This window comes from Thermomonas carbonis (genome assembly GCF_014396975.1).
Classification (GTDB): Bacteria; Pseudomonadota; Gammaproteobacteria; order Xanthomonadales; family Xanthomonadaceae; genus Thermomonas; species Thermomonas carbonis.
Genome location: NZ_CP060719.1, coordinates 291194 through 317894, shown reverse-complemented (window position 1 = coordinate 317894; position 26701 = coordinate 291194). Strand labels below are relative to the sequence as shown.

The 26701-nt window shown below is 67.3% G+C and carries 31 protein-coding genes and 1 pseudogene; 11 read left to right on the top strand and 21 right to left on the bottom strand.

Annotated elements, in window-relative coordinates; translation table 11 throughout:
• Positions 1-64: 64 nt before the first annotated feature.
• The gene (locus tag H9L16_RS01575) at positions 65-1633 is read left to right on the top strand and encodes an ATP-binding protein (RefSeq protein WP_425507278.1); all 1569 of its coding nucleotides are present in this window, start codon (positions 65-67) and stop codon (positions 1631-1633) included.
• 11 nt (positions 1634-1644) lie between these two features.
• Here the strand turns inward: H9L16_RS01575 and hemE are convergent, their stop codons facing one another.
• The 4 genes and pseudogenes from hemE to H9L16_RS16430 all read right to left on the bottom strand — a co-directional run.
• A complete protein-coding gene (hemE, locus tag H9L16_RS01570; protein WP_187553996.1) occupies positions 1645-2694 on the bottom strand; it encodes a uroporphyrinogen decarboxylase in 1050 nt (349 codons plus the stop codon).
• A gap of 19 nt (positions 2695-2713) precedes the next feature.
• Complete coding sequence (locus H9L16_RS01565; protein WP_187552870.1) at positions 2714-2968, bottom strand: WGR domain-containing protein; 255 nt, start codon at positions 2966-2968, stop codon at positions 2714-2716.
• Between the two features lie 79 nt (positions 2969-3047).
• Positions 3048-4148 (bottom strand): 3-dehydroquinate synthase, encoded by a 1101-nt coding sequence (gene aroB / locus H9L16_RS01560; protein WP_187552869.1) that lies wholly within the window; start codon positions 4146-4148, stop codon positions 3048-3050.
• A 220-nt stretch (positions 4149-4368) separates the two neighbouring features.
• Positions 4369-4641: pseudogene (locus H9L16_RS16430) on the bottom strand (shikimate kinase); the annotation flags it as partial.
• A 131-nt stretch (positions 4642-4772) separates the two neighbouring features.
• On the opposite strand from H9L16_RS16430, the gene H9L16_RS01550 reads away from it, so the two are divergent.
• From H9L16_RS01550 to H9L16_RS01540, 3 genes are read left to right on the top strand one after another with little or no spacing between them, the layout of a single operon-like run.
• A complete protein-coding gene (locus tag H9L16_RS01550; RefSeq protein WP_187552868.1) occupies positions 4773-4976 on the top strand; it encodes a dodecin family protein in 204 nt (67 codons plus the stop codon).
• Between the two features lie 51 nt (positions 4977-5027).
• Positions 5028-5627 (top strand): pyridoxamine 5'-phosphate oxidase, encoded by a 600-nt coding sequence (gene pdxH / locus H9L16_RS01545; protein ID WP_187552867.1) that lies wholly within the window; start codon positions 5028-5030, stop codon positions 5625-5627.
• Positions 5624-6433 carry a cobalamin-binding protein gene (locus H9L16_RS01540; protein ID WP_229796504.1) on the top strand — a complete coding sequence of 270 codons (810 nt, stop codon included), beginning with the start codon at positions 5624-5626 and terminating at the stop codon, positions 6431-6433. The genes pdxH and H9L16_RS01540 overlap by 4 nt, the downstream gene beginning before the upstream one ends.
• Here the strand turns inward: H9L16_RS01540 and H9L16_RS01535 are convergent.
• The 3 genes from H9L16_RS01535 to H9L16_RS01525 form a co-directional block, all read right to left on the bottom strand.
• Positions 6430-6888 (bottom strand): DUF4426 domain-containing protein, encoded by a 459-nt coding sequence (locus tag H9L16_RS01535; RefSeq protein ID WP_187552865.1) that lies wholly within the window; start codon positions 6886-6888, stop codon positions 6430-6432. The genes H9L16_RS01540 and H9L16_RS01535 overlap by 4 nt on opposite strands.
• Positions 6889-6896: 8 nt before the next feature.
• On the bottom strand, positions 6897-7724 hold the full coding sequence (gene proC / locus H9L16_RS01530; protein WP_187552864.1) for a pyrroline-5-carboxylate reductase: 828 nt from the start codon (positions 7722-7724) through the stop codon (positions 6897-6899).
• A 100-nt stretch (positions 7725-7824) separates the two neighbouring features.
• Positions 7825-8514, bottom strand: a complete 690-nt coding sequence (locus tag H9L16_RS01525) for a YggS family pyridoxal phosphate-dependent enzyme (RefSeq protein WP_187552863.1) — start codon at positions 8512-8514, stop codon at positions 7825-7827.
• A gap of 260 nt (positions 8515-8774) precedes the next feature.
• Between H9L16_RS01525 and H9L16_RS01520 the strand changes: the two genes are divergently transcribed.
• From H9L16_RS01520 to H9L16_RS01500, 5 genes are all read left to right on the top strand, one after another.
• Positions 8775-9812 carry a type IV pilus twitching motility protein PilT gene (locus H9L16_RS01520; RefSeq protein ID WP_187552862.1) on the top strand — a complete coding sequence of 346 codons (1038 nt, stop codon included), beginning with the start codon at positions 8775-8777 and terminating at the stop codon, positions 9810-9812.
• Positions 9813-9929: 117 nt separating this feature from the next.
• A complete protein-coding gene (locus tag H9L16_RS01515) occupies positions 9930-11060 on the top strand; it encodes a PilT/PilU family type 4a pilus ATPase (protein ID WP_187552861.1) in 1131 nt (376 codons plus the stop codon).
• Between the two features lie 54 nt (positions 11061-11114).
• Complete coding sequence (locus tag H9L16_RS01510) at positions 11115-11681, top strand: YqgE/AlgH family protein (RefSeq protein WP_187552860.1); 567 nt, start codon at positions 11115-11117, stop codon at positions 11679-11681.
• Positions 11678-12157: a Holliday junction resolvase RuvX gene (gene ruvX / locus H9L16_RS01505; protein ID WP_229796502.1), complete on the top strand. Its 480-nt coding sequence runs from the start codon at positions 11678-11680 to the stop codon at positions 12155-12157. Before H9L16_RS01510 ends, ruvX begins: the two co-directional genes overlap by 4 nt.
• A 57-nt stretch (positions 12158-12214) precedes the next feature.
• Positions 12215-13162, top strand: a complete 948-nt coding sequence (locus tag H9L16_RS01500) for an aspartate carbamoyltransferase catalytic subunit (protein ID WP_187553993.1) — start codon at positions 12215-12217, stop codon at positions 13160-13162.
• A 14-nt stretch (positions 13163-13176) separates the two neighbouring features.
• Here the strand turns inward: H9L16_RS01500 and H9L16_RS01495 are convergent, their stop codons facing one another.
• The 14 genes from H9L16_RS01495 to H9L16_RS01430 all read right to left on the bottom strand — a co-directional run bounded on the left by H9L16_RS01495 (position 13177) and on the right by H9L16_RS01430 (position 25099).
• A complete protein-coding gene (locus H9L16_RS01495) occupies positions 13177-13974 on the bottom strand; it encodes a carboxylesterase family protein (protein ID WP_229796501.1) in 798 nt (265 codons plus the stop codon).
• A 47-nt stretch (positions 13975-14021) separates the two neighbouring features.
• Positions 14022-15383, bottom strand: coding sequence for a magnesium transporter (mgtE, locus tag H9L16_RS01490; RefSeq protein WP_187552859.1), 1362 nt, complete (start codon positions 15381-15383; stop codon positions 14022-14024).
• Positions 15384-15483: 100 nt separating this feature from the next.
• Positions 15484-17205: a phosphoenolpyruvate--protein phosphotransferase gene (gene ptsP, locus H9L16_RS01485; protein WP_187552858.1), complete on the bottom strand. Its 1722-nt coding sequence runs from the start codon at positions 17203-17205 to the stop codon at positions 15484-15486.
• Positions 17205-17474, bottom strand: coding sequence for an HPr family phosphocarrier protein (locus H9L16_RS01480; RefSeq protein ID WP_187552857.1), 270 nt, complete (start codon positions 17472-17474; stop codon positions 17205-17207). The genes ptsP and H9L16_RS01480 overlap by 1 nt, the downstream gene beginning before the upstream one ends.
• 21 nt (positions 17475-17495) lie before the next feature.
• On the bottom strand, positions 17496-17888 hold the full coding sequence (locus H9L16_RS01475; protein ID WP_187552856.1) for a PTS sugar transporter subunit IIA: 393 nt from the start codon (positions 17886-17888) through the stop codon (positions 17496-17498).
• A 133-nt stretch (positions 17889-18021) separates the two neighbouring features.
• The gene (gene rapZ, locus H9L16_RS01470; protein ID WP_187553992.1) at positions 18022-18849 is read right to left on the bottom strand and encodes an RNase adapter RapZ; all 828 of its coding nucleotides are present in this window, start codon (positions 18847-18849) and stop codon (positions 18022-18024) included.
• Between the two features lie 38 nt (positions 18850-18887).
• Positions 18888-19841, bottom strand: a complete 954-nt coding sequence (hprK, locus tag H9L16_RS01465; RefSeq protein ID WP_187552855.1) for an HPr(Ser) kinase/phosphatase — start codon at positions 19839-19841, stop codon at positions 18888-18890.
• Positions 19842-19898: 57 nt separating this feature from the next.
• Positions 19899-20225 (bottom strand): ribosome hibernation-promoting factor, HPF/YfiA family, encoded by a 327-nt coding sequence (gene hpf / locus H9L16_RS01460; RefSeq protein WP_187552854.1) that lies wholly within the window; start codon positions 20223-20225, stop codon positions 19899-19901.
• 64 nt (positions 20226-20289) lie between these two features.
• Positions 20290-21708, bottom strand: a complete 1419-nt coding sequence (locus H9L16_RS01455; protein WP_187552853.1) for an RNA polymerase factor sigma-54 — start codon at positions 21706-21708, stop codon at positions 20290-20292.
• Positions 21709-21780: 72 nt separating this feature from the next.
• Complete coding sequence (gene lptB / locus H9L16_RS01450) at positions 21781-22500, bottom strand: LPS export ABC transporter ATP-binding protein (protein ID WP_187552852.1); 720 nt, start codon at positions 22498-22500, stop codon at positions 21781-21783.
• On the bottom strand, positions 22500-23024 hold the full coding sequence (gene lptA / locus H9L16_RS01445) for a lipopolysaccharide transport periplasmic protein LptA (protein ID WP_187552851.1): 525 nt from the start codon (positions 23022-23024) through the stop codon (positions 22500-22502). Before lptA ends, lptB begins: the two co-directional genes overlap by 1 nt.
• Positions 23008-23565, bottom strand: coding sequence for an LPS export ABC transporter periplasmic protein LptC (lptC, locus tag H9L16_RS01440; protein ID WP_187552850.1), 558 nt, complete (start codon positions 23563-23565; stop codon positions 23008-23010). Before lptC ends, lptA begins: the two co-directional genes overlap by 17 nt.
• Positions 23562-24107, bottom strand: a complete 546-nt coding sequence (locus H9L16_RS01435) for a KdsC family phosphatase (RefSeq protein WP_187552849.1) — start codon at positions 24105-24107, stop codon at positions 23562-23564. Before H9L16_RS01435 ends, lptC begins: the two co-directional genes overlap by 4 nt.
• Positions 24107-25099 (bottom strand): KpsF/GutQ family sugar-phosphate isomerase, encoded by a 993-nt coding sequence (locus tag H9L16_RS01430; protein WP_187552848.1) that lies wholly within the window; start codon positions 25097-25099, stop codon positions 24107-24109. The genes H9L16_RS01435 and H9L16_RS01430 overlap by 1 nt, the downstream gene beginning before the upstream one ends.
• A gap of 54 nt (positions 25100-25153) precedes the next feature.
• Here H9L16_RS01430 and H9L16_RS01425 point away from each other — a divergent pair, with 54 nt between their 5' ends.
• Together H9L16_RS01425 and murA are read left to right on the top strand one after the other, a co-directional pair.
• The gene (locus H9L16_RS01425) at positions 25154-25402 is read left to right on the top strand and encodes a BolA family protein (RefSeq protein ID WP_187552847.1); all 249 of its coding nucleotides are present in this window, start codon (positions 25154-25156) and stop codon (positions 25400-25402) included.
• Complete coding sequence (gene murA, locus H9L16_RS01420; protein ID WP_187552846.1) at positions 25402-26658, top strand: UDP-N-acetylglucosamine 1-carboxyvinyltransferase; 1257 nt, start codon at positions 25402-25404, stop codon at positions 26656-26658. Before H9L16_RS01425 ends, murA begins: the two co-directional genes overlap by 1 nt.
• The last annotated feature ends 43 nt before the right edge of the window (positions 26659-26701 follow it).

The following is a 26701-nucleotide window of genomic DNA, read 5'->3' as shown; positions in this document are numbered from 1 at the left end:
CCGCCGATGGCAGCCTGGTGATGGTGGATACAACCGCTGCCGATCCCCCCCCACACGCCCGTCGCTGCGTTTCGACGGCATTGCGATCCGTCGCGATGGCGAGTGGCGCGAGATGCCGATGGACACGAGCTTCCTCCTCGGGCGCGAGGATCGCGAGCTACGTATCCGTGCCCGCCTGCTGGTGTTCGAGGATCCGCAGGCGAACCACTACTGGTCGCGGCTGGAGGGCTTCGAACGCGATTGGGTTGCACTCGGCGCGAGCGGCGAGCGTGTGTTCACAGGTCTGGCACCCGGCCGCTACACGTTGCGCATGCGCGCGCAGGATGCCGCGGGCAACGCGGCGACGGAGCAGCAACTGGTCTTCGTGGTGCCACCGCCGTGGTGGCGCACCGCGTGGGCGCAGGCCGGCTTTGCAGCGGCGCTGCTGCTGGCGGTATTCGCGCTGGCCTGGGCCTACCGGCTACGCCTGAAACGCAGACACGCATGGCAGCTGGCGGCGCAGAAACAGGCCCTGGCCGAGCAGGCCTCGGAAGCGAAGTCGCACTTCCTCGCGACTCTCGGCCACGAAGTTCGCACGCCGATGACCGGCGTGCTCGGCATGAGCGAGTTGCTCCAGGGCACGCCGCTGGATCCACGCCAGCGCAGCCACGTGGATGCGATCCGCCGGGCCGGCGAACACCTGCTGCGGCTGGTCAATGATGCGCTGGACCTGGCCCGGATCGAGGCCGGCAAACTGCAACTGTCGCCTTCGGACTTCGCCTTGCGTCCATTGCTCGATGAGGTCGCTGCGCTGATGGCGCCGGTCGCCGAACGCAAGGGGCTGGTCTTCATCGACGGGATGCCGGCGGATGCCCCGGCCGCGCTGCACGGCGACCGCACGCGTGTGCAGCAGATCCTCCTCAACCTGGTCGGCAACGGGGTGAAGTTCACCGACAGCGGCCACGTGGCGCTGGAAACCTTCGCGCTTGCACCGCATGGCGTGCGTTTTGTTGTTGCCGACACCGGCCCTGGCCTCGACGCCGCGCAGCAGGCGCGGTTGTTCCGCCGCTTCGAACAAGCTGATGGTGCTCGCACCGCGATGCGCTATGGCGGCAGCGGGTTGGGCTTGTCGATCTCGCAGGAACTGGCGGCTGCGATGGGTGGGCGGATCCGCATCGAAAGCCAGCCCGGTGCCGGTGCCCGCTTCATCGTCGAGCTGCCATTGCCGCATGCCGATGTGCTGGCATCCGATGTCGCGCCAGTTGTGCCGGGCGATGAAACGGCAAGTGCGTTGCGCCTGTTGCTGGTGGAGGACGACAGCATCGTGGCCGAGGCCATCAGCGGCCTGTTGCAGGCGCAGGGCCACAGGGTGACGCACGCCGGCCATGGCCTGGCGGCGTTGACCGAGGTCGCGACGCATCGGTTCGACGCCGCGCTGCTCGACCTCGACCTGCCCGGCATGGATGGCCTGGCGCTGGCGCGGATGCTGCGTGCGCAAGGCCACGCGTTTCCGCTGCTCGCGGTCACCGCGCGTTCCGACGCCGATGCCGAGGCGTTGACGAAGGCGGCGGGCTTCGACGGTTTCCTGCGCAAGCCGGTCACCGGCGCAATGCTGGCGCAGGCACTGGACACGTTGATGTCGAAGCCCGGTTAGCGTTTCCAGCCTCAGCGACGGCTGTACGCATGCACCTCATCGACCAGCACGGCGACGTGATCCGGATTCATGTCCGGCGACATGCCGTGCCCCAGGTTGAAGACGTGGCCGTCGCGCGAGCCGCCATTGCCGGCCGCGTAACTGTCCAGCGCGCCACGCACCTGCGCACGGATTGCCTCCGCATTGCCGTACAGGATCGCCGGGTCCAGGTTGCCCTGCAGGGCGACCCGACCATTGGCGCGGCGGGCTGCATCTTCCAAAGTGACCGTCCAGTCCACGCCGATGGCCTCGGCGCCGCTGGCGAACAGATCATCGAGGTGCGGCGCATTGCCCTTGCCGAACAGGATCACCGGCGCACCGAGATCCTTCAGCGCGCGGGCGATGCGGACGAGGTAGGGCAGCGAGAATTCGCGATACATCGCCGGCCCCAACGTGCCGCCCCAGGTATCGAAGACCTGCAGCGCCTGCGCGCCTGCCGCGTTTTGCGCGGACAGATACGCGATGACCGCATCGGTCACCACCGACAGCAGCTGGTGCATCGCCGCCGGTTCGTTCAATGCCAGCGCCTTGACCCGCCCCCAGTCCTTGCTGCCGCTGCCTTCGACCATGTAGCAGGCCAGCGTCCACGGGCTGCCGGAAAAGCCGATCAGCGGCACGCTGCCCTCCAGTTCGCGGCGGATGATGCGCACCGCATCCATCACGTATCGCAGCTCGGTTTCCATGTCCGGCACCGCCAGCCTGGCGATGTCGGCAGGCTGGCGCAGCGGGCGCTCGAACTTCGGACCTTCGCCTTCGACGAAGTACAAGCCCAAGCCCATCGCATCCGGCACGGTGAGGATGTCGGAAAAGAGAATCGCCGCATCCAGCGGGAAGCGGCGCAGCGGCTGCAGGGTGACTTCGCAGGCCAGTTCCGGATTCTTGGCCATCGCCAGGAAACTGCCGGCGGCCTTGCGGGTGGCGCGGTACTCCGGCAGGTAGCGGCCGGCCTGACGCATCAGCCACACGGGGGTGTGGTCGACGGGTTCGCGCCGCAGTGCGCGCAGGAAGCGGTCGTTCTTCAGAGTCACGAGTGAATTCCGGTTAGCGAGGAGCGTCCGCGCCCTGCGCGAACATCAGTTGGAAGCCGCGCTTGAGCTGCGCGTCGCGGGCCGATTCCAGGGCGGCCAGTGCGCTGCCCTGGTCGGCGTATTGCTCGCGCTTGAGCGTGCTGCGGCCGCCGATCTGGCCGGTTTCGCGCAGCAGCGTCCAGCCGCCGAGCAGGTCGGCTTGCAGTTGGAGCTGGACGAAGCGCGGGGCTTCGCGACCATCGGGGCGTTGTTGCAGCAGCAGGCGCATGCCGCAATTGTAGCCGTGCGGCGCGTTCTGGCTCCCCGTAGCCCGGATAAGGCCGCGCTTCGCTTATCCGGGCTACAAGTCACTGCGCCCTGCGCAAGACTCCGAGCACTGCCGCCTCGTCCACGTCGGCCACGACGCTCGCAGCGCCGGCGCGATCCCACAGGATGAAGCGCAGCCCGCTGGCCTGAGTCTTCTTGTCCAGCCGCATCCGCGCGAGCAGCGCATCGGCATCTAGGCTGGCCGGAATGGCGGTAGGCAGGCCGAAACGCTGCAGCAGCATTTGCAGGTGGTCAGCATCCGCGCGCGTGGCCATGTCGAGCGCCTGCGACAGCCGCGCCGCCAGCACCATGCCGACCGCGACCGCCTCACCGTGGTTCAGGCCTTCGGCATAGCCCTGTTCGGCCTCGATCGCGTGGCCAAAGGTGTGGCCGAAGTTGAGCAGGGCGCGTTCGCCGTGCTCGAACGGGTCGCGCTCGGTGATCGCCGCCTTGTGCTGGCAACTGCGCGCGATCGCGTCGGCCAGCAGGGCATCGTCGCCGGCCAGCAGGCCGTCGCAGTGTGCCTCCAGCCAAGCCAGGAACGACGCATCAATGATTGCGCCGTATTTGATGACTTCCGCCAACCCCGCGCGCAACTCGCGCGGCGGCAGGGTATGTAACATCCCGGTATCGGCGATCACGGCGCGCGGCGGATGGAAGGCACCGACCAGGTTCTTGCCTTGCGGAATATCCACCGCGGTCTTGCCGCCCACTGACGAATCCACCATCGCCAGCAAGGTGCTGGGGACCTGCACGCAGTCGATGCCGCGCATCCAGCACGCGGCGGCAAAGCCGGCCATGTCGCCGACCACGCCGCCGCCGAGCGCGATCACGCTCGCGTCGCGGGTGGCACCGAGCGCGGCGAGGGCCTCGATCACCGTGCCGAAATTGGCCAGGGTTTTTTCCGCCTCGCCGGCGGCGACCACGTGGCGGGCGATATGCAGGTTCGGTTTCGCCCGGCGCAATGCGGCTTCGAGCCGGTCTGCGTAGAGCGGTGCCACGTTCGCATCGCTGACGATCAATGCATGGCGGCCGCGCAACGTCGTCGCCAGCAGGTCGCCGTCGTCGAGCAGGCCGGGACCGATGCTGATGCGATAGGGCGCGGTGGCGCCCACGTCGACGATGCGTGGTGGAACATTCATTTGCAGGATGCCTCGGGTGTGGCGAGCAGATTGGCCAGCGCCGCGACTGCGGCATCCGGCGACAGTGCACTGGAATCGAAAAGACGATGGGCGACGGCGCGATACAGCGGTCCTCGGATCGCCTGCAGGTCGGCCAGTCGTCGTGCGCGATCCGGCGTGGCGAGCAGGGGCGGCCGGTGTCGCCCGCCAGTCGTGCCAGTTGCGTGGCCGGATCGACCTGCAGGTAGATCACGACACCCGCATCGCGCATCGCGTTGCAGTTGGCGTCCGCCAGCACCGCGCCGCCGCCGGTGGCGATCACCGCGGGGTCGCCGGCCAGCACTGCCGCGAGTGCCTGCGACTCGCGCGCGCGAAACCCGGGCTCGCCTTCGTTGGTAAAAATCGCGGGGATGTCGCAACCGGCTTCCGCCGCGATTCGCGCATCCACGTCCACGAACGCCAAGCCAAGTCGGGTGGCCAGCCCGCGACCGAGCGTGCTCTTGCCCGACCCCATCGGGCCGACCAGGACGATGTGTCCAGCGTTGCGCATCGCAACATGCTAGCAGCCGTTGCGCGCGCTTAACCGGGGCGGGAGGACGCTTCCCATTCCGGCATCGCCTTGCCGGATCACCAGGAGGAATTGCCATGTCCGTTGCCAAGATCATCGAACTCAACGCCGCGTCGAAGACCAGCATGGAAGATGCGGTCAAGCACGGCCTGAAGAAGTGCGCCGAGTCGGTCAAGAACATCAAGGGCGCTTGGGTCAACGAAATCAAGGTCGTCACCGACGACGACGGCAACGTGCAGGAATGGCGGGTCAACCTGCGGGTCAGTTTCATCGTGCACTGAGCGATCCCCGCCGGGGATGCGCCGGCGCGGCATGCGCGCGACAATGCGCGCATGACCGACGCATGCCTGGCCGACGCCCTGTCCACCTTCGATGCCCTGTTCGCCGACGCGCTGGCCGCCGGCGAGCCGGATCGCACCGCCATGACCCTGGCTACTGCCGATGCCGCAGGCCGACCGGCCGCGCGCACGGTGTTGCTGAAGGCGCATGGCGCGCGCGGCTTCGTGCTGTACACGCATCTCGACGGGCGCAAGGGACGCGAGCTGCAGGCCAATCCGCACGCCGCGCTGCTGTTCCATTGGCCGCGCGTGCGCGATGGCGTGCAGGTGCGGATCGAGGGCGATGTCGAAGTCGTGTCCGACGACGAAGCCGACGCCTATTTCGCCAACCGCCCGCGCGGTAGCCAGATCGGCGCGTGGGCGTCCGAGCAATCGGAAACGCTGGCATCGCGCGAGACCTTCGAAGCGCGCATCGTCCGTTACGAGCATGAGTTCGAAGGCCGCGACGTTCCGCGCCCGCCGCGCTGGGGCGGTTTCCGGGTGGTGCCGCGTTCGATCGAGTTCTGGTACGGCGCGCAATACCGCCTGCACGAACGCTGGCTGCACGAATGTGGTGCCGACGGTGCTTGGTCGAAGCGGATGCTGTATCCGTGAGCGCATCGACGGTCGGCCCCGGACGCATCGTCTGCCTGACCGAAGAACCCACCGAAGTCCTGTATGCGCTGGGCGAGCAGCACCGCATCGTCGGCATCAGCGGGTTCACCGTGCGACCGGCCGCCGCGCGCAAGGAAAAGCCGAAGGTCAGCGCGTTCACCAGCGCGAAGATCGGCGAGATCCTGAAACTCCAGCCGGACTTCGTGGTCGGCTTCTCCGACATCCAGGCTGACATCGCCGCTGAGCTGATTCGCCATGGCGTGGAAGTCTGGATAAGCAATCACCGCAGCGTGCCCGGCATCCTTGATTACATCCGCCGGCTAGGCGCTTTGGTCGGTGCCGCCGATCGCGCCAATGCGTATGCCGATGGCCTGCAGCGCGGACTCGAAGCGATCGAATGCGAAGCGGCCCTGCTGCCGCGCAGGCCCAAGGTCTATTTCGAGGAATGGGACGAACCGCCGATCACCGGCATCCGCTGGGTCGCGGAACTGGTGCGCATCGCCGGTGGCGACGACATCTTCCCGGAACGCGCGCTGGAATCGCTGGCGAAGGCGCGGATCCTGGAAGATGCCGACGAAGTGGTTCGCCGCGCGCCGGACATCATCATGGGTTCGTGGTGCGGAAAGAAATTCAGGCCGGAGAAAGTGGCCGCACGTCCCGGCTGGGACGCGATTCCGGCGGTGCGAGATGGCCAGCTGTTCGAGATCAAGTCGCCGCTGATACTGCAGCCCGGCCCGGCGGCCTTGACCGATGGCGTCAACGAGATCGCGCGGATCATCCGCGCGTGGTCAAAGCGCGCCTGCTAACGCGGCTGCAGTTCCGCCGTGGTCGCGATGTCGCTACGTGCCCCGCCGCGCGTGGCGATGAGTTTGAAGGTCACGGTGGCCGGTGCCTTCGCATTCACCACACCCAGGTAATCGGTCATCCCGTCGGTCTGGATGGCGCGCAAGGCCAGCGGCGTGGGTGGATCGGGCAGGGCGGACGCGGTCACGACGAGTTGCAGGTCACCGGGGTCGATGCCGTTGCCGGCGGCGTCGCGCACGGTCACCAGCAGCATGATGCCGTCTGTACTGCGATCGATGCCGTAGCGTGTCGCGACGGCGTCGTTGAGGTCGGCCAACGCCACCGTCGATGTCTGCAGGGTCACGCCGCCCACGGTGGTGCTGGCAGTGGCGGCGGCATGCGCCTTGGCGGGCACGGGTGCCTTGTCGCCACTGCAGGCGGCAAGGACGAGCAGGAGGATCAGGGCGAGCTGGCGCATCGGCGACCTCATTCGTTGGCGGCGGACAGTTCGGCACCGCGCACGCGCGCGGCGTGGATCGCATCGGCGACCAGCGTGCGCAGGCCGCCGGCTTCGAAGGTCTCGATCGCGGCCTGGGTGGTGCCATTCGGCGAGGTCACCCGGCGGCGCAACTCGGCGGCATCGACGTCGGATTCGGTGAGCATGCGCGCCGCGCCCAGCACGGTCTGCAGTGCGAGCGTGCGCGCGGCGTCGGGAGGCAGGCCTTCGGTGATGCCGGCATCGACCATCGCTTCAGCCAGCAGGAAGACGTAGGCTGGACCGCTGCCGGAGACCGCGGTGACTGTGTCCATCTGCGCTTCGTCGTCGATCCACACGGTCTTGCCTGCAGCCGCGAGCAACGCTTCGGCGAAGCCGCGACCCGCCGCATCGACGCGTGCGGTGGCGAACAATCCGGTGGCGCCGGCACCGAGCAAGGCCGGTGTGTTCGGCATCGTCCGCACCACCGAGGCGTCGCCGCCCAGCCAGCGCTCCAATTGCGCAGCGGTGATGCCGGCAGCGATCGAGATCACCAGTGGATGCGTCGCCTGTGCCTGTACCGCTAGTGATTCGCAGACCGCGCGCAGCACCTGTGGCTTGGTTGCCAGCACCCAGGTGCCGGCAGCGGCCACGGCTTCTTCGGCCTGCTCGAATACGTGCACGCCGAAGTCGGCCACCAGCGTCTCGCGCAGCGACGGCACGGGCTCGGCGACGCGGATGCTCGCGGGGTCGTGGCCCTGCGCGACCAGTCCACCGATCAGGCTGCGCGCCATGTTGCCGCCGCCGATGAAGGCGATGCTTTCGTTCGGAGTCGTCATGGTGGGGAGTTTAGCCGTCATCCCGGCGAAAGCCGGGATCCGGCATTTCGTCGCCGACCCACAAGAATCTGGATCCGGGCTTTCGCCGGGATGACGAGCGTCAACGTTTTGCGGGTCGCGGGCCGAACAGCGCGCTGCCGATGCGCACCATCGTCGCACCTTCCTCGATGGCGGGCGCGAAGTCCTCGCTCATGCCCATCGACAGCGTGTCGATGCCGGGATGCCGCGACTGCAATGCATCGAACAGCCTGCGCATCGCGCGGAAGGCATCGCGACGACGGGCCATGTCATCGAATGGCGCGGGGATCGCCATCAGTCCGCGCAGCAGCAGGCGCGACTCCGCGCTCACGGCATCGGCCAGCGCGTCGATGGCCTGCGGGTCGCAACCATGCTTGCCGGTTTCATCGTCGATGTTGACTTGCAGCAGCACGTTCAATGGCGGCAGGTCGCTCGGGCGATGGCGGGCGAGGGCCGCGACCAGTTTGATCCGGTCCACCGACTGCACCCAATCGAAGGCGCGGGCGGCGACATCGGCCTTGTTCGATTGCAGGTGGCCGATCAGGTGCCACTCCAGGCCGTGGCCGTGCAGGTCATCGATCTTCGGCAGCGCCTCCTGCACGTAGTTCTCGCCGAACGCGCGTTGGCCGGCCGCGGCCAATGCGGCGATCTCCGACGATGTGCGGGTCTTCGACACCGCCAGCAGGCGGGTCGTGCCTGGCCGGGCCGCTGTATGGCTTGCGTTGTCCAAGACAAGCAGGATGTCGGCAAGGGCTCCGCGGCAAGGTTCCATGGGGTGATTGTCGGCGACTGCGGGAGGCATATACTGCCCACGGCCCCCTTGTTCGCAACAGTTGTTGGCGACAGCGGGTTCAAGGGTGCTGCAGGGAGGCTGCACCCGCCAGGTTCCGCCGCGAAAGCGTCGGTGCGCTGGCACGCGAGGACGGGCTTGCCCGGGACTCGAAGCGTCGCGACGGGGCTGGAGCGCCCCGGTGCGGTAACGACGACTTGCGCGGCAGGGGAGATGCCGCGCGCCCGGGGAGTATTGCCACCATGGATATCGCGGAACTTCTTGCATTTTCGGTCAAGAACAAGGCTTCGGACCTGCACCTGTCCGCCGGCTTGCCACCCATGATCCGCGTCGACGGCGACGTACGCCGCATCAATATCCCGGCGCTCGACCACAAGCAGGTGCATTCGCTGGTCTACGACATCATGTCGGACAAGCAGCGCCGCGATTTCGAGGAATTCCTCGAGGTCGACTTCTCGTTCGAGATCCCCGGGCTGGCTCGCTTCCGCGTCAACGCGTTCAACCAGAACCGTGGCGCCGGCGCGGTGTTCCGCACCATTCCGTCGGAAGTGCTGACCCTGGAAGACCTCGGTTGCCCGCGCATCTTCAAGGAGCTGATGGATCAGCCGCAGGGTCTGATTCTGGTCACCGGTCCCACTGGCTCCGGCAAGTCGACCACGCTCGCGGCGATGATCGACCACATCAACAAGAACGAGTACGCGCACATTCTTTCGGTCGAGGATCCGATCGAGTTCGTGCATACCTCGCAGAAGTGCCTGATCAACCAGCGTGAGGTGCATCGCGATACCCACGGATTCAACGAAGCGTTGCGTTCGGCGTTGCGCGAAGATCCCGACTACATCCTCGTCGGCGAAATGCGCGACCTCGAGACGATCCGGCTGGCGCTGACCGCAGCGGAAACCGGCCATCTGGTGTTCGGCACCCTGCACACCTCCAGTGCGGCCAAGACCATCGACCGCATCATCGACGTGTTCCCCGCCGGCGAGAAGCCGATGGTGCGCTCGATGCTGTCGGAATCGCTGCGCGCGGTGATTTCGCAGGCGCTGCTGAAGAAGACCGGCGGCGGCCGCACCGCAGCCTGGGAAATCATGGTGGGCAGCCCGGCCATCCGCAACCTGATCCGCGAGGACAAGGTGGCGCAGATGTATTCGGCGATCCAGACTGGCCAGAACCTGGGCATGATGACCCTCGACCAGCACCTTCAGGATCTGGTCAAGCGCGGCATGATCAGTCGCCAGCAGGCCAAGGAATACGCGAAGGACAAGCGCCTGTTCGAATGATCGATTTTGTTCGTCATCCCGAGCCTGGCGAGGGATCTGCTTCATCCGGGACACGAGTGACCTGCAGATTCCTCGCCAGGCTCGGAATGACATCGCGATGATTTTCGGAGTGGCCGCATGAGCAGCATCGATTTCACCTCGTTCCTCAAGCTGATGGCGCACCAGAAGGCGTCGGACCTGTTCATCACCGCCGGCATGCCGCCATCGATGAAGGTCCACGGCAAGCTCAGCCCGATCACCCAGGCGCCGCTGACCCCGCAGCAGTCGCGCGACCTGGTGCTGAACGTGATGACGCCGCAGCAGCGCGAGGAGTTCGAGAAGACGCACGAGTGCAACTTCGCGATCGGCGTGTCCGGGGTCGGCCGCTTCCGCGTCAGCTGCTTCTACCAGCGCAACCAGGTGGGCATGGTGCTGCGCCGGATCGAGACGCGCATTCCGACGGTGGAAGAACTCAACCTGCCGCCGATCATCAAGACGCTGGCGATGACCAAGCGCGGCCTGATCATCTTCGTGGGCGCCACCGGCACCGGCAAGTCGACGTCGCTGGCATCGATGATCGGCTACCGCAACCACAACTCGACCGGCCATATCATCACCATCGAGGATCCGATCGAATTCGTGCACAAGCACGACGGTTGCATCATCACCCAGCGCGAGGTCGGCATCGACACCGACAACTGGGAGAACGCACTGAAGAACACCCTGCGCCAGGCGCCGGACGTGATCATGATCGGCGAAGTGCGTACCCGCGAAGGCATGGACCACGCGATCGCTTTCGCCGAAACCGGCCACCTGGTGCTCTGCACCCTGCATGCGAACAACGCCAACCAGGCGATGGATCGCATCATCAACTTCTTCCCCGACGACCGCCGCAACCAGCTGCTGATGGATCTGTCGCTCAACCTCAAGGGCGTGGTGGCGCAGCAGCTGATCCCGACTCCTGACGGCAAGGGACGGCGGGTGGCGATGGAGATCCTGCTGGGCACGCCGCTGGTCCAGGACTACATCCGCGACGGCGAGATCCACAAGCTCAAGGACATCATGAAGGAGTCTGTCCAGCTGGGCATGAAGACCTTCGACCAGAGCCTGTTCGAGCTGTACCAGGCCGGTGAGATCAGTTACGAGGATGCGTTGCGCTTCGCCGACTCCTCCAACGAAGTGCGCCTGCGGATCAAGCTGGCGCAGGGCGGCGATGCCCGGACGCTGGCACAGGGCCTGGATGGGGTGGAGATCGCCGAACTGCGTTGATCGCAACGCCGCTGCAGTGGTGTGTCGTGGGGGTCGCCACGCTACAATGCGCGCATGCATGAACACGGTCACAGCTTCGGCAACAATTTGCTGATCGCGCTGCCGTCCCTGCAGGACTCCCAGTTCGAGCGCAGCGTGACCCTGATCTGCCAGCACGACGGCGACGGCGCGATGGGCGTGGTGGTCAACCGTCCCTCCGAGTACACCCTGGGCGACGTGCTGCAGCAGATGGGCATCAGCAGCGAGAGCGAATCGCTGCAATCGCAGATCGTCCTCGCCGGCGGGCCGGTGCATCCGGAACGCGGCTTCGTCCTGCACGATGGCGACCGCGAATGGGATTCGACCCTGGCGGTCGGAGGCGGCTTGTACCTGACCACTTCGCGAGACGTGCTCGAAGCGTTGGCGCGTGGCGAAGGCCCCGGGCAGGCGGTGGTCGCGCTGGGGTGCGCAGGCTGGGGTGCCGGGCAACTGGAACAGGAACTGGTCGACGACAGCTGGCTGATGGTGCCGAGCCGCCGCGATGTGCTGTTCTATCTGCCATTGCCGCAACGTTGGCAGGCCGCGGCCGGCAGCATCGGCGTGGACCTGGTCAACGTGGCCGGCCACAGCGGCCACGCGTGAACGCGCCCGGAGACGGCGGGCCCGCGATCCGGCCTGACGGCACGGTACTGGGCTTCGACGTGGGCGCGCGACGAATCGGCGTGGCGATCGGCAGCGCGTTCGGCAGCGGCGCGCGCGCGATCGCGGTGGTCGACGTGCGCGATGGCAACCCGGACTGGCCGCGCATCGAACGCCTGTACAAGGAGTGGCGGCCGGATGGCCTTGTCGTCGGCGACCCGATGACGCTCGATGGTGGCGACCAGCCGATCCGCAAGGCCGCACGCGCGTTCGCCCGTGAACTGCGCAGCCGCATGAAAGTGCCAGTGGTGATGATCGACGAACGCAACAGTTCGCAGGAAGCCGCGCAACGCTTCGCTGACGAACGCGCCGATGGACGCAAGCGTCGTCGCGATGCCGATGCGCTGGATGCAATGGCGGCGGCGATCATCGTCGATCGATGGCTGGCCGCGCCGCAGGATGCGGTGGTTCTGGAATGACTCGATGCACACGTCTTTGAAGAGCACGTCCTGATGAGCACGACCTCGCGAGGCGACATGGATCCGCAAACCGATGGCGACGGCCGCCTCCGCCACCTGTTGAGCCTGCAAGGCCTGTCCCGCGCACAACTGGAGACCTTGCTGCGACGTGCGCAGGGTTTGACCGCACATGCCTACGGCGGCATTGGCGCGCGCCATGCACTTGCCGGAAAGGCCGTGTGCACCCTGTTCTTCGAGCCGTCCACGCGCACGCGGTCGAGCTTTTCGCTGGCCGCGCAGCGGCTCGGCGCAGACCTGCTCAACTTCGATGCTTCCACCTCGTCCACGACCAAGGGCGAGGCCGACATCGACACACTGAAGACGCTGGAAGCGATGGGCGTGCATGCGTTCGTGGTGCGCCACAGGCAGGACGGCGCGGTCGCGATGCTGGCGCGTGCCGCAGAGCCCGGTACGGTGTTGTTGAATGCCGGCGACGGTCGCAGCAATCATCCCACCCAGGGCCTGCTCGACATGCTCACGCTGCGGCAGGCGAAGGGCGAGGATTTCTCCCGATTGAAGGTGCTGGTGGTCGGCGACGTGAAGCATTCGCGGGTGGCACGCAGCGACCTGCATGCGCTGCGCACGCTGGGCTGCGGCGAGATCCGCGTGTGCGGCCCGGCCGCATTGCTGCCGGATGACGACACCCTGCAGGGTTGCACGGTCGGCGATGACATCGACGCCATGCTCGATGGCGTCGATGCAGTGATCACCCTGCGCCTGCAGCGCGAACGCATGGTCGATGGATTGATCGCCTCGCTGGCCGGCTATCACCGCGACTTCGGTCTGACCGCCGCGCGCCTGCGCCTGGCGGCCGACGACGCCATCGTCATGCATCCGGGACCGATGAACCGCGGCGTCGAGATCAGCGACGAGGTCGCCGATGGCCTGCAGTCGCGTGTGCTGCGGCAAGTTGCCAACGGTGTGGCGGTACGGATGGCGGTGCTGGAAGCCTTGCTCGGCGACTGATCAGCCGCGTGCGTTCAGCGCTTCTGCGCGAACAGCCAGGTCCACAGTTCCGGCGTCTGCGAATACGCAGGATCCCAGCTGTTGTGGTCGGCATCGGGGAAGATGGTCAGGCGCGCATCGCGGGCGCCGGCGGTCTTCAACGCCGCATCCATCTGCCGTGAATAGTCGGGCGACACCACATCGTCCAGCGCCCCGTGGAATTGCCAGACCGGTGTGTCCTTGAGGCGCGTGGCCACGGTTGCATACGGATCGCCCACGCCATCAAGCCCGCTCACGCCCATCGACGGTCGACGCGGGTGCACCACGCCGCCGCAGACCGGCACGAGCGCGGCAAAGCGGCCCGGCGCGCGCAGCGCCATGTCCCACGTGCCGTAGCCGCCCATCGACAGGCCGGTGAGCGTCGTGCGATCCGGGTCGCCGTGGAACTCGCGGGTGGCGGCATCGAGGGTGGCGAACACCATCTCCGCATTGCCTGCCCACTCGCTCTCGTCGGGTGCCTGCGGAAACACCACGATCGCCGGGAAGCTGTCCTGGTGCGCGCGGATATAGCGACCGATGCCGACCTGCGTCTGCTTGATGCCATCGCTGCCGCGCTCACCGGATCCGTGCAGGAAGACGATCACTGGCGGCCTGTGCCCGCCGGCAGCAGACGCGGGCACGAACACCTGGTAGCGATGGGTATTGCCGGCGATGTCGATGCTGCGTTCGACGAAGCTGCCGTTGGCACGTGGGGGCGTGCTCACGCATCCGCCCAGCAGCAGGACGACGATGGCGAGCAGCATGGTCGCGTACGGGAACGGTGGCAGGCGCATCGCGTGACTCCGGGCCGGGTGGCGGTCATTAGCGCACTGGTGCCAAGTCAGCGCAACAGCACCAGCGTGGCCAAGCCGAGGAAGGTAAAGAAGCCCATCACGTCGGTCACGGTGGTGAGGAAAATCCCGCTGGCCAGTGCCGGGTCATAGCCCGCACGTTTCAATGTCACGGGCACCAGCACGCCTGCAATCGCGGCCAGCACCAGGTTGCAGGTAAGCGCAATGAAGATCACCACCGACAGGCCGATGCTGTGGAACCAGAGCAGCACGATCAGCGCGAGGATCGTGCCCAGCACGATGCCGTTGAGCAGTGCGACCCGTGCTTCCTTCCACAGCAGCGGCTTGATGTTGGAGGCACCGACCTGGCCCAGCGCGATGCCGCGCACCATCAGCGCCAGCACCTGGGTGCCGGCGTTGCCGCCCATGCCGGCGACGATCGGCATCAGCACCGCCAGCGCGACCAGTTCGGTGATGGTGGCTTCGAATTGGCCGACCACGCTTGCAGCCAGGAACGCCGTGCCCAAGTTGATCGACAGCCAGATCAGGCGTCGTCGTGTCGCGCGCCAGACCGGGCTGAACAAGTCCTCATCCTCGTCCAGACCGGCCGCGCCCAAGGCCTGGTGCTCGGCCTGCTCGCGGATGATGTCGACCACGTCATCGATGGTGATGCGGCCAAGCAGGATGTTGTTGTCGTCGACCACCGGCGCGGAAATCCAGTCGTGGTCGGAGAACTGACGGGCGACTTCGTCGGAGATCTCATCCACGCCGATCGCCGGCTGTTCGTCGTCCAGCAACTGGTTGATCGGCGTGGACGGCTCGTGGGTGAGCAAGGCCTGCAGGGCGATCCGGCCGAGGTACTGGTGGCGCTTGCTGACCACGTAGATATGGTCGGTGTGCTCGGGCAGTTCACCGCGCAGGCGCAGATAGCGCAGCACCACGTCGATGGTGGTGTCGGCGCGCACCGTCACCACGTCCGGGTTCATCAGGCGGCCGGCGCTGTCCTCGTCGTAGGACAGCACCTGTTCCAGGCGCTCGCGATTCTCGCGGTCCATCGCCTTCAGGACTTCGTCGATCACCGTGTCCGGGAGATCCTCGACCAGGTCCGCGAGGTCGTCGATGTCGAGGTCCTCGACCGCGGCGACCAGTTCATCGGCATCCATGTCCGCGATCAGGCTTTCGCGCACCTCGTCGCCGACGTGCACCAGCACCTCGCCATCGTCTTCCGGATCGACCAGGCCCCAGACCACCGTGCGCTTGCCTGGCGGCAGCGATTCCAGCAGGTTGCCGATCTCCGCCGGCGACAGCGTGTTGACCAGCCGACGCACCGGGCCGAGGCGGCCACTGTCCAGCGCGTCCGAAAGCAGACGCAGCTGGCGCGCGGTCTTGTCGTGGCGAACGGCTTCGGCCATTGAGGCTTCCGGTGGCGAGGTCGCGGCACCAGGTGCGCGACGGGGTCAGATGTTCATGGTCCGCACATTATCGCCCGCATGGATGACAGCCGGCCAGCGATCAGTGCGCGCTGTGCGCCTTCAGCCAAGCCTCGATGCCGGCGCGCTCGCGTGCGCGGAACAGGGCCGGTGCGGCCGCGCGCAGGGCGGACAGATCGCATGCGCGAACCGCGCGACGTACTTCCAGCATCGTCGCCGGATGCAGGCTGAGTTCGCCGATGCCCAGCGCGAGCAGCAACGGGGTGAACATCGGGTCGCCGGCGATCTCGCCGCAGACCGCCACCGGCTTGCCGCGCCGGTTGGCGACGCGGACCACGTCGCGCAGCACCCGCAGCACCGCCGGATGCAGCGGCGAATACAGTTCGCCCAGTGCTTCGTTGGTGCGGTCGGCGGCCAGCAGGTATTGCACAAGGTCATTGGTGCCGATCGACAGGAAATCGCACAGGCCGATGAAATCCGGCAGCGCGATCGCCGCCGACGGCACTTCGATCATCGCGCCCAGTGGCACGTGGTCGGCGACCTCGAAGCCTTCGCTGCGCAGTTCGAACAACACCGCATCCAGCGCGCTGCGCACCGTGCGCATTTCCTCAAAGCCGCTGACCATCGGCACCAGCGCACGCAGCGGGCCATAACCGGAGGCGCGCGCCATCGCCCGCAACTGGGTGTGCAGCAGGCCCTCGCGGGCCAGCGACAGGCGCACGCCGCGCAGGCCGAGCGCCGGGTTGGGTTCGTCGCGCAACGCCAGCCCGGTCTTGTCGGCCTTGTCCGCGCCCAGGTCGAGCGTGCGGATGGTGACAGTGCGTCCGGTCATGCCGATGACGGCGTCGCGGTAGGCGCGGAACTGGGTGTCCTCGTCCGGCAGTTCGCTGCTGCCCATGAACAGGAATTCGGTGCGGTACAGGCCCACGCCAGCGGCGCCGAGCGCATGCGCTTCGGTCACGTCGTCGCGCGATTCCGCGTTCGCCCACAGCTTGATGTCGACGCCGTCGAGGGTGCGGCTGGGTTCGCGGCGCAGGCGGTTGAGTTCGCGACGCTCCCGCTTGGATTCGGTCACGCGCTTGTGGTGCGCGCGCAGGTCGGCGGCATTCGGTTCCAGCACCACCAGTCCGCTGGCGCCGTCGATCGCGAGCACGTCGCCGTCATTGACCTTGAGCAGTGCCTGCGCGGCACCGACCACCAGCGGCAGGTGCAGGCTGCGCGCCAGGATCGCGCTGTGCGAGAGCGGGCTGCCGCCGGCGGTCACCACGCCGACCACGCCCTGCGACTGCAACTGCGCGAGCTCCGCGGGCGCGATGCTGTCGGTGACCAGGATCTCGCCGGCCACGCCCTGCAGGTCGGCCTCGCGGCGATGCAGCGCGGCATGCAGGCGACCGATGACCTGGTCGATGTCGTCGATGCGGCTGCGCAGGTAGGCATCGTCCATGCCTTCGAACACGGCGGCGATGCGGTCGCGCTGCAGGCGCAAAGCATAGTCGGCCGAATACAGGCCGGTGCTGATCAGTTCATCGATGCCCTGCAGCAGTTCCGGGTCGTCGAGCAGCAATGCGTGCAGGTCGACGAACTCGCCGACTTCATGCGCGAGCGCGCCATGCAGCCGCTGGCGCAGGGCGTGCATCTCGGCGCGGACGATGTCGACCGCTTCGTGGATGCGCGCAAGTTCGGCCTCGACTTCGCCGGGCGCGATCCTGGTTTCTTCGACATCCAGCGCATGCGGCAGGCGCACGCGGGCCCGTCCGAGTGCGCTGCCGCGTGCCGCGGCATTGCCGGACAGGAGGTGTCGCATCAGCTGTCCTCGTCGAACCGGCGCTCGAACAGCGCGGCGGCGGCATCGGCGGCGGCCTGTTCGTCTTCGCCATCGACGCGCAGCACCACGGTGCTGCCGGGGCCGGCGGCGAGCAGCATCACGCCCATGATGCTCTTGGCATTGACCTCGCGGCCGCGCGCTTCCAGGGTGGCCTGCGCGCGGAAGGTGGACAGCAGTTGCACCAGCTTGGCGGTGGCGCGCGCATGCAGGCCCAGCCGATTGCTGATGACGAGTTCGCGGCGGATCATCGCGCGCCTCCTTGGCGTGGCTCAGGCGTCGTCATGGATCACTCCGTTGCGGGAACCGGCGGCGGCGACGGCCGGCAGTGCCTCGAGTTCGAGATCGGCATAGTTCATCACCCGCAACAACATCGGCAGGCTCAACGCGGAGACGCGGCGCACCGGCGTGCCCAAACGCGACAGCCGCGCGGCGAGGTTACTGGGCGTGGCGCCGTAGAGATCGGTCAGTACCAGCACGCCATGCCCGCCATCGACCCGTCGCAGCGCGGCGCTGGCTTGCGGCAGCAATGTGTCCGGATCGCCATCGAACGGCACCTCGAAGGCTTCGCAGGCCAGCGGCAGGTTGCGCAACAGGCGCGTGGTCACCGACAACAAGGCGTTGCCGATGCCTTCGTGGGTGATGAGGAGGATGCCGACGGACATGACGGCAAGTTAACAGACGGGGATGACAGCGCGGAAGCGTGTCGCTCATTCGCATCACTCGCCCCGTAAGGGCAACCCCCTGTGGTCGCCCTGTTTGCCAAGACGGGCAGCCACGGGGCTGCCCCAACAGCGATCAATCCAGCTCGCGATGATGCACGGCCACTTCCACCCAGCCGGACTCGCGGCAATGGCGGGCCAGGCGTTCGGCGAGGTAGACCGACCGATGGCGGCCGCCGGTGCAACCGAAGGCGACCGTCACGTAGCTGCGGGTCTCCGAGCGCAACTTGGGCAGCCAGGTATCCAGGAAACCCTGCACCTGGGCGACGTAGGCGATGACTTCCGGATCGGCGTCGAGATGGTCGGCGACCGCAGCATCGCGACCCGACAGCGGCCGCAGTCGCGCATCCCAGTGCGGGTTGGGCAACACCCGTGCATCGAACACGAAATCGGCTTCGGCCGGCACGCCGCGGCGGTAGGCGAACGATTCGAACAACAGCGACAACCCTGCGCCGCTCAGCTCGTACTCGGTCAGGATATGTCGGCGCATCTGGTGGACATTGAGCTCGCTGGTGTCGAGCACGTGGTCGGCGATCTGCCGCAGCGGCTTGAGCGCCTGCCGCTCCAGCGAAATCGCATCGGGCAGGACCAGCCCCAAATGACTGAGCGGATGCCGGCGACGGGTGTCCGCGTAACGCCGCAACAGGACTTCATCGCGGGTGTCGAAGAACAGCAGGCGGGTGTCCATGCCCTGCGCGCCGATCTGCGACAGCGCCTCGGGCAGGTCGGAGAGGTCGCCCAGGCTGCGTGCGTCGATGCCCACCGCGATCCGCTCCGGCGACGCGTGGCTGGCGAGCATGCGGCGCACGAATTCGGGCAGCAATTCGGCTGGCAGGTTGTCGACGCAGTAGTAGCCCAGGTCCTCGAAGGTCTTCAGCGCCACCGACTTGCCCGAGCCGGACATGCCGCTGACGATGACCAGTGGCGATTCGGCCGCAGTGGTCACTCGGAGCGTTCCAGGAAGTGGCTGTGCCGGGCCATGAACGCCGCCGCAGGATCGACGCCCTTGCTGCGCAGGATGTGCATGCGGGTGGCGGCCTCGGTGAGTACGGCCAAGTTGCGGCCCGCCATCACCGGCAGGGTGATCGTGGGTACATCGAGGTCGAGCACGCGGCGGGTGCCGAGGTCGCCGGTGAGCCGTTCCATGCCGGTGGGGCTTGGCTCCAGCGAGGGCCGGCTGAGGTGCACGATCAGGCGCAGGTACTTGTTCCGCTTGACCGCGGTGTCGCCGAACATCTGGCGGATGTTGAGCACGCCCAGCCCGCGCAGCTCCAGCATGTCCTGCAGCAGGTCGGGGCAGGTGCCGTCGAGCACGTCCGGCGCGATCTGGGTGAATTCGGGCGCGTCGTCGGCGACCAGGCGATGGCCACGGGTCACCAGTTCCAGCGCAAGTTCGCTCTTGCCGGAGCCGGACTCGCCGGTGACCAGCACGCCGATCGAGTAGATCTCCATGAACACGCCATGCAGGGTGATCCGCGGTGCCAGCGTTCGTGCGAGCACGTACTGCAGGTGGTTGAGCAATTCATGGCCGCGGCGTGGCGACACCCACAGCGGGGTATCGGATTCCTCCGCGGCGATGCGCAGGTCCTCGGGGCAGGTCTGGGCCTTGCTGATGACCAGCGCCAGCGGCCGGTAGTCCATGATTTTCTGGATCGTCTCCCAGCGTTGGCGTGCGTCCAGACCATCCAGCCAGGCGAGTTCCTCGGTGCCCAGGATCTGCACGCGGTTCGGGTAAATCGTGTTCAGGTAACCAGCGAGCGACGGACGCCGGGCGACGGTTTCCACCGCCTCCAGCACCCGTCGCGCGCTGTCTTTCTGGCCCGCCAACCAGCGCAGTTCCAGCCGGTCCTGCTGCTTCTCGAAGAGTTCGGCGGCGGTGATGCGGGCAGCGTTCACCACGTCGTCCCCGCCCGCAGGCGGGGTTGTCGTCCCCTGTCGCTCATTGCGGCATGCTCAGCCGATCACGTCGAGGTGGGCGATGCTCTCGCCGCGATGGTGGTCGACCATTTTTTCCTTCTGCTTCATCAGCAGGCGATCCAGCTTGTCCGCCAGCAGGTCGATGGCGGCGTACATGTCGACGCCGTTCGCATCGGCGTGGAGGCTGCGGCCGGTCATGGTGACGGTGGCTTCGGCACGATGCTGCGGCTTGTCCAGGCCCAGTTGGACGCGGATCTGGCAAGGGTGCTCGAAATGTCGACCGAGCCGGGAAAACCGGTTCTCCACGTAGTCGCGCAGCGCCGGGGTGACATCGATCTGCTGGCCGTGGGTTTCGATCTGCATCTTGACCTCCTTGCTCGTGTGAACCGACGGCACCGATGCCGCCGATGGGTGCGACGCAACGGCGTCAGCCGATGCGCACGCGTTCGTGAGAGGCCGGGATGTGCAGGGCCTCTCTGTATTTCGCCACGGTGCGCCTGGCCACCGGCACGCCGTCCGCCTTCAACGTATCGGCGAGGCGGGCATCCGACAAGGGCTTGCGCGGATCTTCCGCTGCCACCAGCTTGCGGATCATGTCCTGGATCGCGGTACTGGACGCGCTGCCGCCGCCTTCGGTCTCGATCCCGGAGGCGAAGAAATCGCGCAGCGGAATCGTCCCGCGCGGGGTGCGCACGTATTTGCGCGCGATCGCCCGCGACACCGTGGATTCGTGCAGGCCCAGTTCCGCAGCGATGCTGCGCAGGGTCAGCGGGTGCAGGGCCTGTTCGCCGAATTCCAGGAACGCGGCCTGCTCGCGGACCAGGCAGCGCACCACCCGCAGCAACGTGTCCGCACGCGACTCCAGCCCCTTCAACAGCCAGCGCGCTTCCTGCAGGCGTCCGCGCAAGTAATCGGCATCGCTGTTGCTGGCGTGGCGGATCATCTGTTCGTAGCCATGCTGGATCGCCACCCGCGGCATCGCGCCGGCGGCCAGTGCAACCCGCCACAGGCCTTGCTGGCGCCAGATCACGCAATCGGGGGTGAGATAGGTTCCGGCGGGGAGTTCGCCGTGTTGCGAACCGGGGCGCGGATCCAGGCTGCGCAGCAAATGCACCGCAGCCTCTGCCTCGCCGCGCTCGCAGCGCAGTTCGTGGCAGACCCCGTCGATACCGATCTTCGGCAGGCGCTGCAGCGGGCCGGCGGTGACCAGCATGGCGACATCGCGTCCGGCGGTGTCGACCGGCAGTGCGCGCAGTTGCAGGCGCAGGCACTCGCCGAGGTCGCGCGCGCCCACCCCGACCGGATCGAACTGCTGGATCCGGTGCAGGACCTGCAGGAGTTCGTCCAGGCCGGCATCGATCTCGGGCCGCAGGCTGCGCGCCAGTTCTTCCAGGTCTTCGCGCAGGTAGCCGTCATCATCGATCGCATCGATCAGCGCAACCCCGATGCTGGCGTCTCGCTGGCTGAAATGCCCCAGGTGCAGCTGGAACAACAAGTGATCGCGCAGGCTCTCCGCCGCGGCGGGATGTTCGATTTCGTCATCGCCGCGATCCGACGACGGACCGATGCGTTCCTGCCACGGTTCCGCCTCGCGGTCCCAGTGATCTTCGGCTTCGGCGGCATGGACGGTGGTGTCCACCGGCGCTTCGATCTCGCGCGCCTCGTGCGCTTCGCCGGGCGTGGCCTCGCCGTCTTCCGCCCAGTCGAGCAGCGGATTGCTGGCCACGGCTTCGGCCACTTCCGCTTCGAGTTCGACGGTGGACAGCTGCAGCAGGCGGATCGCCTGACGCAGTTGCGGCGTCAGGACCAGATGCTGCTGCAGCGCGGGGGAGAGGCGCTGCTTCATCGCCCCCAGCATATCGCCAGATGCGGGTAAAAAAACGTTAGCGATGCATGCACGAGCGATGCATCGCCGCGATCAGAGGCGGAAGGCATCGCCCAGGTAGACCCGGCGCACATCGGTATTCGCCAGCACCTCCGCCGGCGTGCCCTGGGCCAGCACCGCGCCATCCGCCAGGATGTAAGCGCGGTCGCAGATGCCCAGTGTTTCGCGCACGTTGTGATCGGTGATCAGCACGCCGATGCCGCGCTCCTTGAGATGGCGGACGATGCGCTGGATCTCGTTGACCGAGATCGGATCCACGCCGGCGAACGGCTCGTCGAGCAGGATCATGCGCGGCTTGCCGGCCAGCGCGCGGGCGATCTCCACCCGCCGGCGCTCGCCGCCGGACAGACTGGCCCCGGCCTGGTCGGCGACGTGGTTGATCTGCAGTTCGTCGAGCAGGGCAGAGAGTTCGGTTTCGCGGGCGTCGTCGTCCAGATCCGGGCGCAGCTCCAGCACCAGCCGGATGTTGTCGGCCACGCTGAGCTTGCGGAACACCGACGGCTCCTGCGGCAGATACCCGACGCCCAGCTGGGCGCGGGCGTACATCGGCCGGTTGGTGATGTCGACGCCGTCCAGCACGATGCGGCCGGCATCCGCCGGCACCAGGCCCACGATCATGTAGAAGCAGGTGGTCTTGCCGGCGCCGTTCGGGCCGAGCAGGCCAACCACTTCACCGGCCTTGAGGGTCAAGCCGAAGTCGCGCACCACCTCGCGCGAGCGGTAGCGCTTGCGCAGGCCTTCGGCAACCAGCATCAGCCGCCCGCCTGGGCCGACGCGCCCTGCGCGCTCTTCGGCAGGATGCGCATCTTGACCCGGCCGTTGCCGTTGCCGCCGCTTTCGACCTGGCCGGATTTCATGTTGTAGACCACGCGCTCGCCATTGAGCGTGCCGCGCTGTTGGGTGATGGCCACGTTGCCGGTGAAGACCACCACTTCGCTGCGCAAATCGTAGTCAACGGCGGACGACTTGGAATCGAAATCGGTGCCGTCGTCGAGTTGCTGGCGCAGGGTGACGCCGCCGGTCATCTGCACCCGGCTCATGTCGCCATTGACCTGCTGGATGACCGCCTTGGCCGCCTTGATCCGCAGGGTGCCCTGGGTCATGGTCACGTCGGTGTAGGTGCAGCTGTCGTTGGCACCCAGGCCGCAGACCTGGTGCGCGGCCTCGATGTCCATCGGCTGGTTGCGGTCGGACGTGCGCGCATCGGCCATGCCGGCGGCGAGGGCAAGAACCGCGGTGGACAGCAGGGTGGCGGTGGACTTAGCGCTGGGGGACATAACGGGTGCGCACCTGGGACAGGAGGGAAATTTGCTGGCGGTCGAAGTCCGCCTGCATGCCATGGCCATTCATTGTAAGGCCGGGCCGGGTGATCGCGACTGCGACGGCCGAGGTCGCCCGGTTCTCGCCGGGGAACAGGTTGAGCTGTTCGGTTTCGATGCGGGTGGCCGGTGGCGCATCCGCCGGGCTGGTGGCCAGCACCTTGCCGCGCAACTGCAACTGGCTGCCGTCGGCCGGCACCACGCCGTACTTCGCATTGATCCGCCAGTAGCGGTTGTCGCGGTCCGGGACCAGGAACACCGGGGTGGCCAGCTCCATGGTCTTGTCGGCGGGATCGCGCTGCAGCACCGGGCCACGCAGGGTGAAGGATTCCTGGCCCTGCTTGTCCAGCGAGGTGATTTCGAAGTCGCGCAGCACGTAGTCGGGACGGGTCTTGAGTACGCCGTCGTCGACCGGCCGCGATTGCCGCCACACCGACCAACCGCTGGCGATTGCACCCACCAGCAACGCGATGGTCAGACCGGTCCGCCAGCTGATCACGGATGTTCTCCGTGGGCGAGGATGCCTTCGACATGGCCCTGCGCATAGAGCAGCAGGTCGCAGGCATCGCGGCCCGCGCCTTCGCCACCACGGCGCGGGGTGACCCAGTGCGCAGCCGGCAGCACCCAGTGGTGCGCATTCGCCGTCGCGATCGCTAGGCCCACATGGCGCATCGTCGCCAGATCCGGCAGGTCGTCGCCGACGAAGGCCACCTGGTCCATGCCGATGCCCATCCCGGCGGCAATCCGCTGCATGCAGGCCAGCTTGCTGCGCTCGTGGGTGTGGATGTGCTTGACCTGCAGTTCGCGGCCGCGGCGTTCGACGACTTCGCTGATACGCGCGGTCACCAGGGCGGTCTCGATGCCGGCATGGCGCAGCAGGGTGAAGCCGAGACCATCAAGCACCTGGAAGGACTTGGCCTCGTGGCCGTCGGTGCCGTACAGCAGGCGGCCGTCGGTCAGGGTGCCGTCGACATCGAAGCCGATCAGCTTGATCTTCGCCGCGCGTTCGAGGAGATCGGCGGAGTAGGCGGGCATCGTCATCACACCACCCGTGCGCGCAGCAGGTCGTGGATGTTCAGCGCGCCGACCACCCGGCGTTCGCCGTCGACGACGAGCAGTGCATTGATCTTGTGGGTTTCCATGAGTTGCGCGGCCTCCACCGCAAGCGCGTCGGCATCGATGGTGCGCGGCGCGCGGGTCATCACCGCTTCGATGCGGGTGCCGCGCAGGTCGACGTGTTCATCGTCCAGGCTGCGGCGCAGGTCGCCGTCGGTGTACAGGCCGAGCAGGCGGTCATCGGCATCCACGACAGCGGTCATGCCCAGCCGCTTGCGGCTCATCTCGACCAGCGCTTCGCTGACACTGGCATCGGGGCCGACCTTGGGGACATCGTCGCCGGCATGCATCACGTCGGTGATGTGCAGCAGTAAACGCCGGCCCAGCGCGCCGGCCGGGTGCGAGCGGGCGAAGTCGTCGGCGGTGAAGCCGCGTGCCTCGAGCAATGCCACCGCGAGCGCATCGCCCATCGCCAGCGAGGCGGTGGTGCTGGAGGTCGGTGCCAGCGCCAGCGGGCAGGCTTCGGACGGCACGCTGACGTCCAGGTGGATGTCGGCTTCGCGGGCCAGAGTGGATGCCGGCCGCCCGGTCATCGCGATCACCGGATTGCCCTGTCGCTTCAATGCCGGCAACAGCAGCAGCACCTCGTCGCTTTCGCCGGAATACGAGAGCGCCAGGACGATGTCGGCGTCGGTGACCATGCCCAGGTCGCCGTGGGCGGCTTCGCCCGGATGCACATAGAACGCGGGGGTACCCGTCGATGCCAGCGTCGCCGCGATCTTGCGCGCCACGTGGCCGGACTTGCCCATGCCGCAGCACACGACCCGGCCGCGACTGGCCAGGATGGCCCGGCAGGCGGCGGAAAATGCACCATCGATGCGCCCGGCGACGGCCGCCAGTCCATCGGCCTCGACCGCGAACACGCGACGCCCGCTGGCGGCGAAATCGAAGTCGTTGGCGTGGGCGGGCTGGGGCACTAGGGATTCCGCTAAACTTGGTCGTTCAGTTTACTTGAGCCCACCGCACACGCCATGAACGCCGACAGCATCCGCCAGATGATCGAGACAGGCTTTGAAAAAGCCGGCCTGCCCGGTGCCCGCGCCGACGTGCAGGGCGAGGACGGCGTCCACTTCGAGGCGACCGTGGTCAGCGAGGCGTTTGCCGGCAAGTTGCCGCTGGCCCGCCATCGCATGGTCTACGCCACCCTGGGCGAGAAAATGGGCGGCGAGATCCATGCGTTGCAGTTGCGTACCGTCACCCCGGCAGAGGCGGCCGCCTGATGCAGAAGATCGTGGTCACCGGCGGTGCCCGGCTCACAGGCGAAGTCCGCATTTCCGGCGCCAAGAACGCGGTGCTGCCGATCCTGTGCGCCACCCTGCTGGCCGACGCGCCGGTGCGGATCACCAATGTGCCGCGCCTGCACGACGTGTTCACCACCGCCAAGCTGCTTGCCGGCCTGGGTGCCGGCATCGTCCACGAGGGCGATGCGATGACGGTCGACCCGCGCAGCGTGAACAGCCACATCGCGCCGTACGAGCTGGTCAAGACCATGCGCGCCTCGGTGCTGGTGCTGGGGCCGCTGCTGGCGAAATTCGGCGATGCCGAGGTGTCGCTGCCGGGCGGTTGTGCCATTGGCTCGCGCCCGGTCGACCTGCACATCAAGGGACTGCAGGCGCTGGGCGCGGACATCACCGTGGACCATGGTTTCATCAAGGCGCGCAGCAATGGGCGCCTGAAAGGTGCGCGCCATGTGTTCGAGCTGGTCAGCGTGGGCGCGACCGAGAACGTGCTGATGGCGGCGGCGCTCGCCGACGGCACCACCGTGCTGGAAAACGCGGCGATGGAGCCGGAGATCGTCGACCTGGCCCACTGCCTCATCGCGATGGGCGCGAAGATCGAAGGTGCGGGCACCTCGCGGATCGTGATCGAAGGTGTCGAAGCGCTGCACGGCTGCGAACATGCGGTGATCGCCGACCGCATCGAAACCGGCACCTTCCTGGTTGCCGCGGCAATGACCGGCGGCCGCGTGGCCGTGACCCATGCGCGACCGGACACGATGGATGCGGTGCTCGACAAGCTGCGCGAAGCCGGCGCGGAGATCGCCATCGACGGCGATCGCATCACCCTGGACATGCAGGGCAAGCGGCCGCGTGCGGTGAACCTCACCACTGCCCCGCATCCCGCGTTCCCCACCGACATGCAGGCGCAATTCATGGCGCTGGATTGTGTGGCCGATGGCGTGGGCGTGATCAACGAGACGATCTTCGAGAATCGTTTCATGCACGTGAACGAGTTGGTGCGCTTGGGCGCGGATATCCGCGTGGACGGGCATACCGCCGTGGTACGCGGCAGCGACACGTTGAGCGGCGCGCCGGTGATGGCCACCGACCTGCGCGCGTCGGCCTCGCTGATCCTGGCCGGGTTGGTCGCCGATGGCGAGACCGTCATCGACCGCATCTACCACCTGGATCGCGGCTACGAGAACATCGAAGCCAAGCTGTCCGCGCTGGGCGCGAGCATCCGCCGCGTCGATTGATTTACCGTCATCCCGGCGAATGCCGGGGTCCAGCTCTTTCATT

Bases quoted from the DNA above. Each gene is read 5' to 3' on its own strand.
- H9L16_RS01425 (WP_187552847.1), top strand. From the start codon at position 25,154: ATGAACGCCGACAGCATCCGCCAGATGATCGAGACAGGCTTTGAAAAA.
- H9L16_RS01550 (WP_187552868.1), top strand. From the start codon at position 4,773: ATGTCCGTTGCCAAGATCATCGAACTCAACGCCGCGTCGAAGACCAGC.
- H9L16_RS01500 (WP_187553993.1), top strand. From the start codon at position 12,215: ATGGATCCGCAAACCGATGGCGACGGCCGCCTCCGCCACCTGTTGAGC.
- H9L16_RS01475 (WP_187552856.1), bottom strand. From the start codon at position 17,888: ATGTCCGTCGGCATCCTCCTCATCACCCACGAAGGCATCGGCAACGCC.
- H9L16_RS01565 (WP_187552870.1), bottom strand. From the start codon at position 2,968: ATGCGCCTGCTGCTGCAACAACGCCCCGATGGTCGCGAAGCCCCGCGC.
- ptsP (WP_187552858.1), bottom strand. From the start codon at position 17,205: ATGCGACACCTCCTGTCCGGCAATGCCGCGGCACGCGGCAGCGCACTC.
- H9L16_RS01480 (WP_187552857.1), bottom strand. From the start codon at position 17,474: ATGATCCGCCGCGAACTCGTCATCAGCAATCGGCTGGGCCTGCATGCG.
- H9L16_RS01435 (WP_187552849.1), bottom strand. From the start codon at position 24,107: ATGACGATGCCCGCCTACTCCGCCGATCTCCTCGAACGCGCGGCGAAG.
- mgtE (WP_187552859.1), bottom strand. From the start codon at position 15,383: ATGGCCGAAGCCGTTCGCCACGACAAGACCGCGCGCCAGCTGCGTCTG.
- murA (WP_187552846.1), top strand. From the start codon at position 25,402: ATGCAGAAGATCGTGGTCACCGGCGGTGCCCGGCTCACAGGCGAAGTC.
- lptA (WP_187552851.1), bottom strand. From the start codon at position 23,024: ATGTCCCCCAGCGCTAAGTCCACCGCCACCCTGCTGTCCACCGCGGTT.
- H9L16_RS01495 (WP_229796501.1), bottom strand. From the start codon at position 13,974: ATGCGCCTGCCACCGTTCCCGTACGCGACCATGCTGCTCGCCATCGTC.
- H9L16_RS01525 (WP_187552863.1), bottom strand. From the start codon at position 8,514: ATGGAACCTTGCCGCGGAGCCCTTGCCGACATCCTGCTTGTCTTGGAC.
- H9L16_RS01520 (WP_187552862.1), top strand. From the start codon at position 8,775: ATGGATATCGCGGAACTTCTTGCATTTTCGGTCAAGAACAAGGCTTCG.
- H9L16_RS01515 (WP_187552861.1), top strand. From the start codon at position 9,930: ATGAGCAGCATCGATTTCACCTCGTTCCTCAAGCTGATGGCGCACCAG.
- rapZ (WP_187553992.1), bottom strand. From the start codon at position 18,849: ATGTCCGGCTCGGGCAAGTCGGTGGCGCTGAAGACCTTCGAGGACCTG.
- pdxH (WP_187552867.1), top strand. From the start codon at position 5,028: ATGACCGACGCATGCCTGGCCGACGCCCTGTCCACCTTCGATGCCCTG.
- proC (WP_187552864.1), bottom strand. From the start codon at position 7,724: ATGACGACTCCGAACGAAAGCATCGCCTTCATCGGCGGCGGCAACATG.
- H9L16_RS01535 (WP_187552865.1), bottom strand. From the start codon at position 6,888: ATGCGCCAGCTCGCCCTGATCCTCCTGCTCGTCCTTGCCGCCTGCAGT.
- hpf (WP_187552854.1), bottom strand. From the start codon at position 20,225: ATGCAGATCGAAACCCACGGCCAGCAGATCGATGTCACCCCGGCGCTG.
- H9L16_RS01510 (WP_187552860.1), top strand. From the start codon at position 11,115: ATGCATGAACACGGTCACAGCTTCGGCAACAATTTGCTGATCGCGCTG.
- H9L16_RS01455 (WP_187552853.1), bottom strand. From the start codon at position 21,708: ATGAAGCAGCGCCTCTCCCCCGCGCTGCAGCAGCATCTGGTCCTGACG.
- lptB (WP_187552852.1), bottom strand. From the start codon at position 22,500: ATGCTGGTTGCCGAAGGCCTGCGCAAGCGCTACCGCTCGCGCGAGGTG.
- aroB (WP_187552869.1), bottom strand. From the start codon at position 4,148: ATGAATGTTCCACCACGCATCGTCGACGTGGGCGCCACCGCGCCCTAT.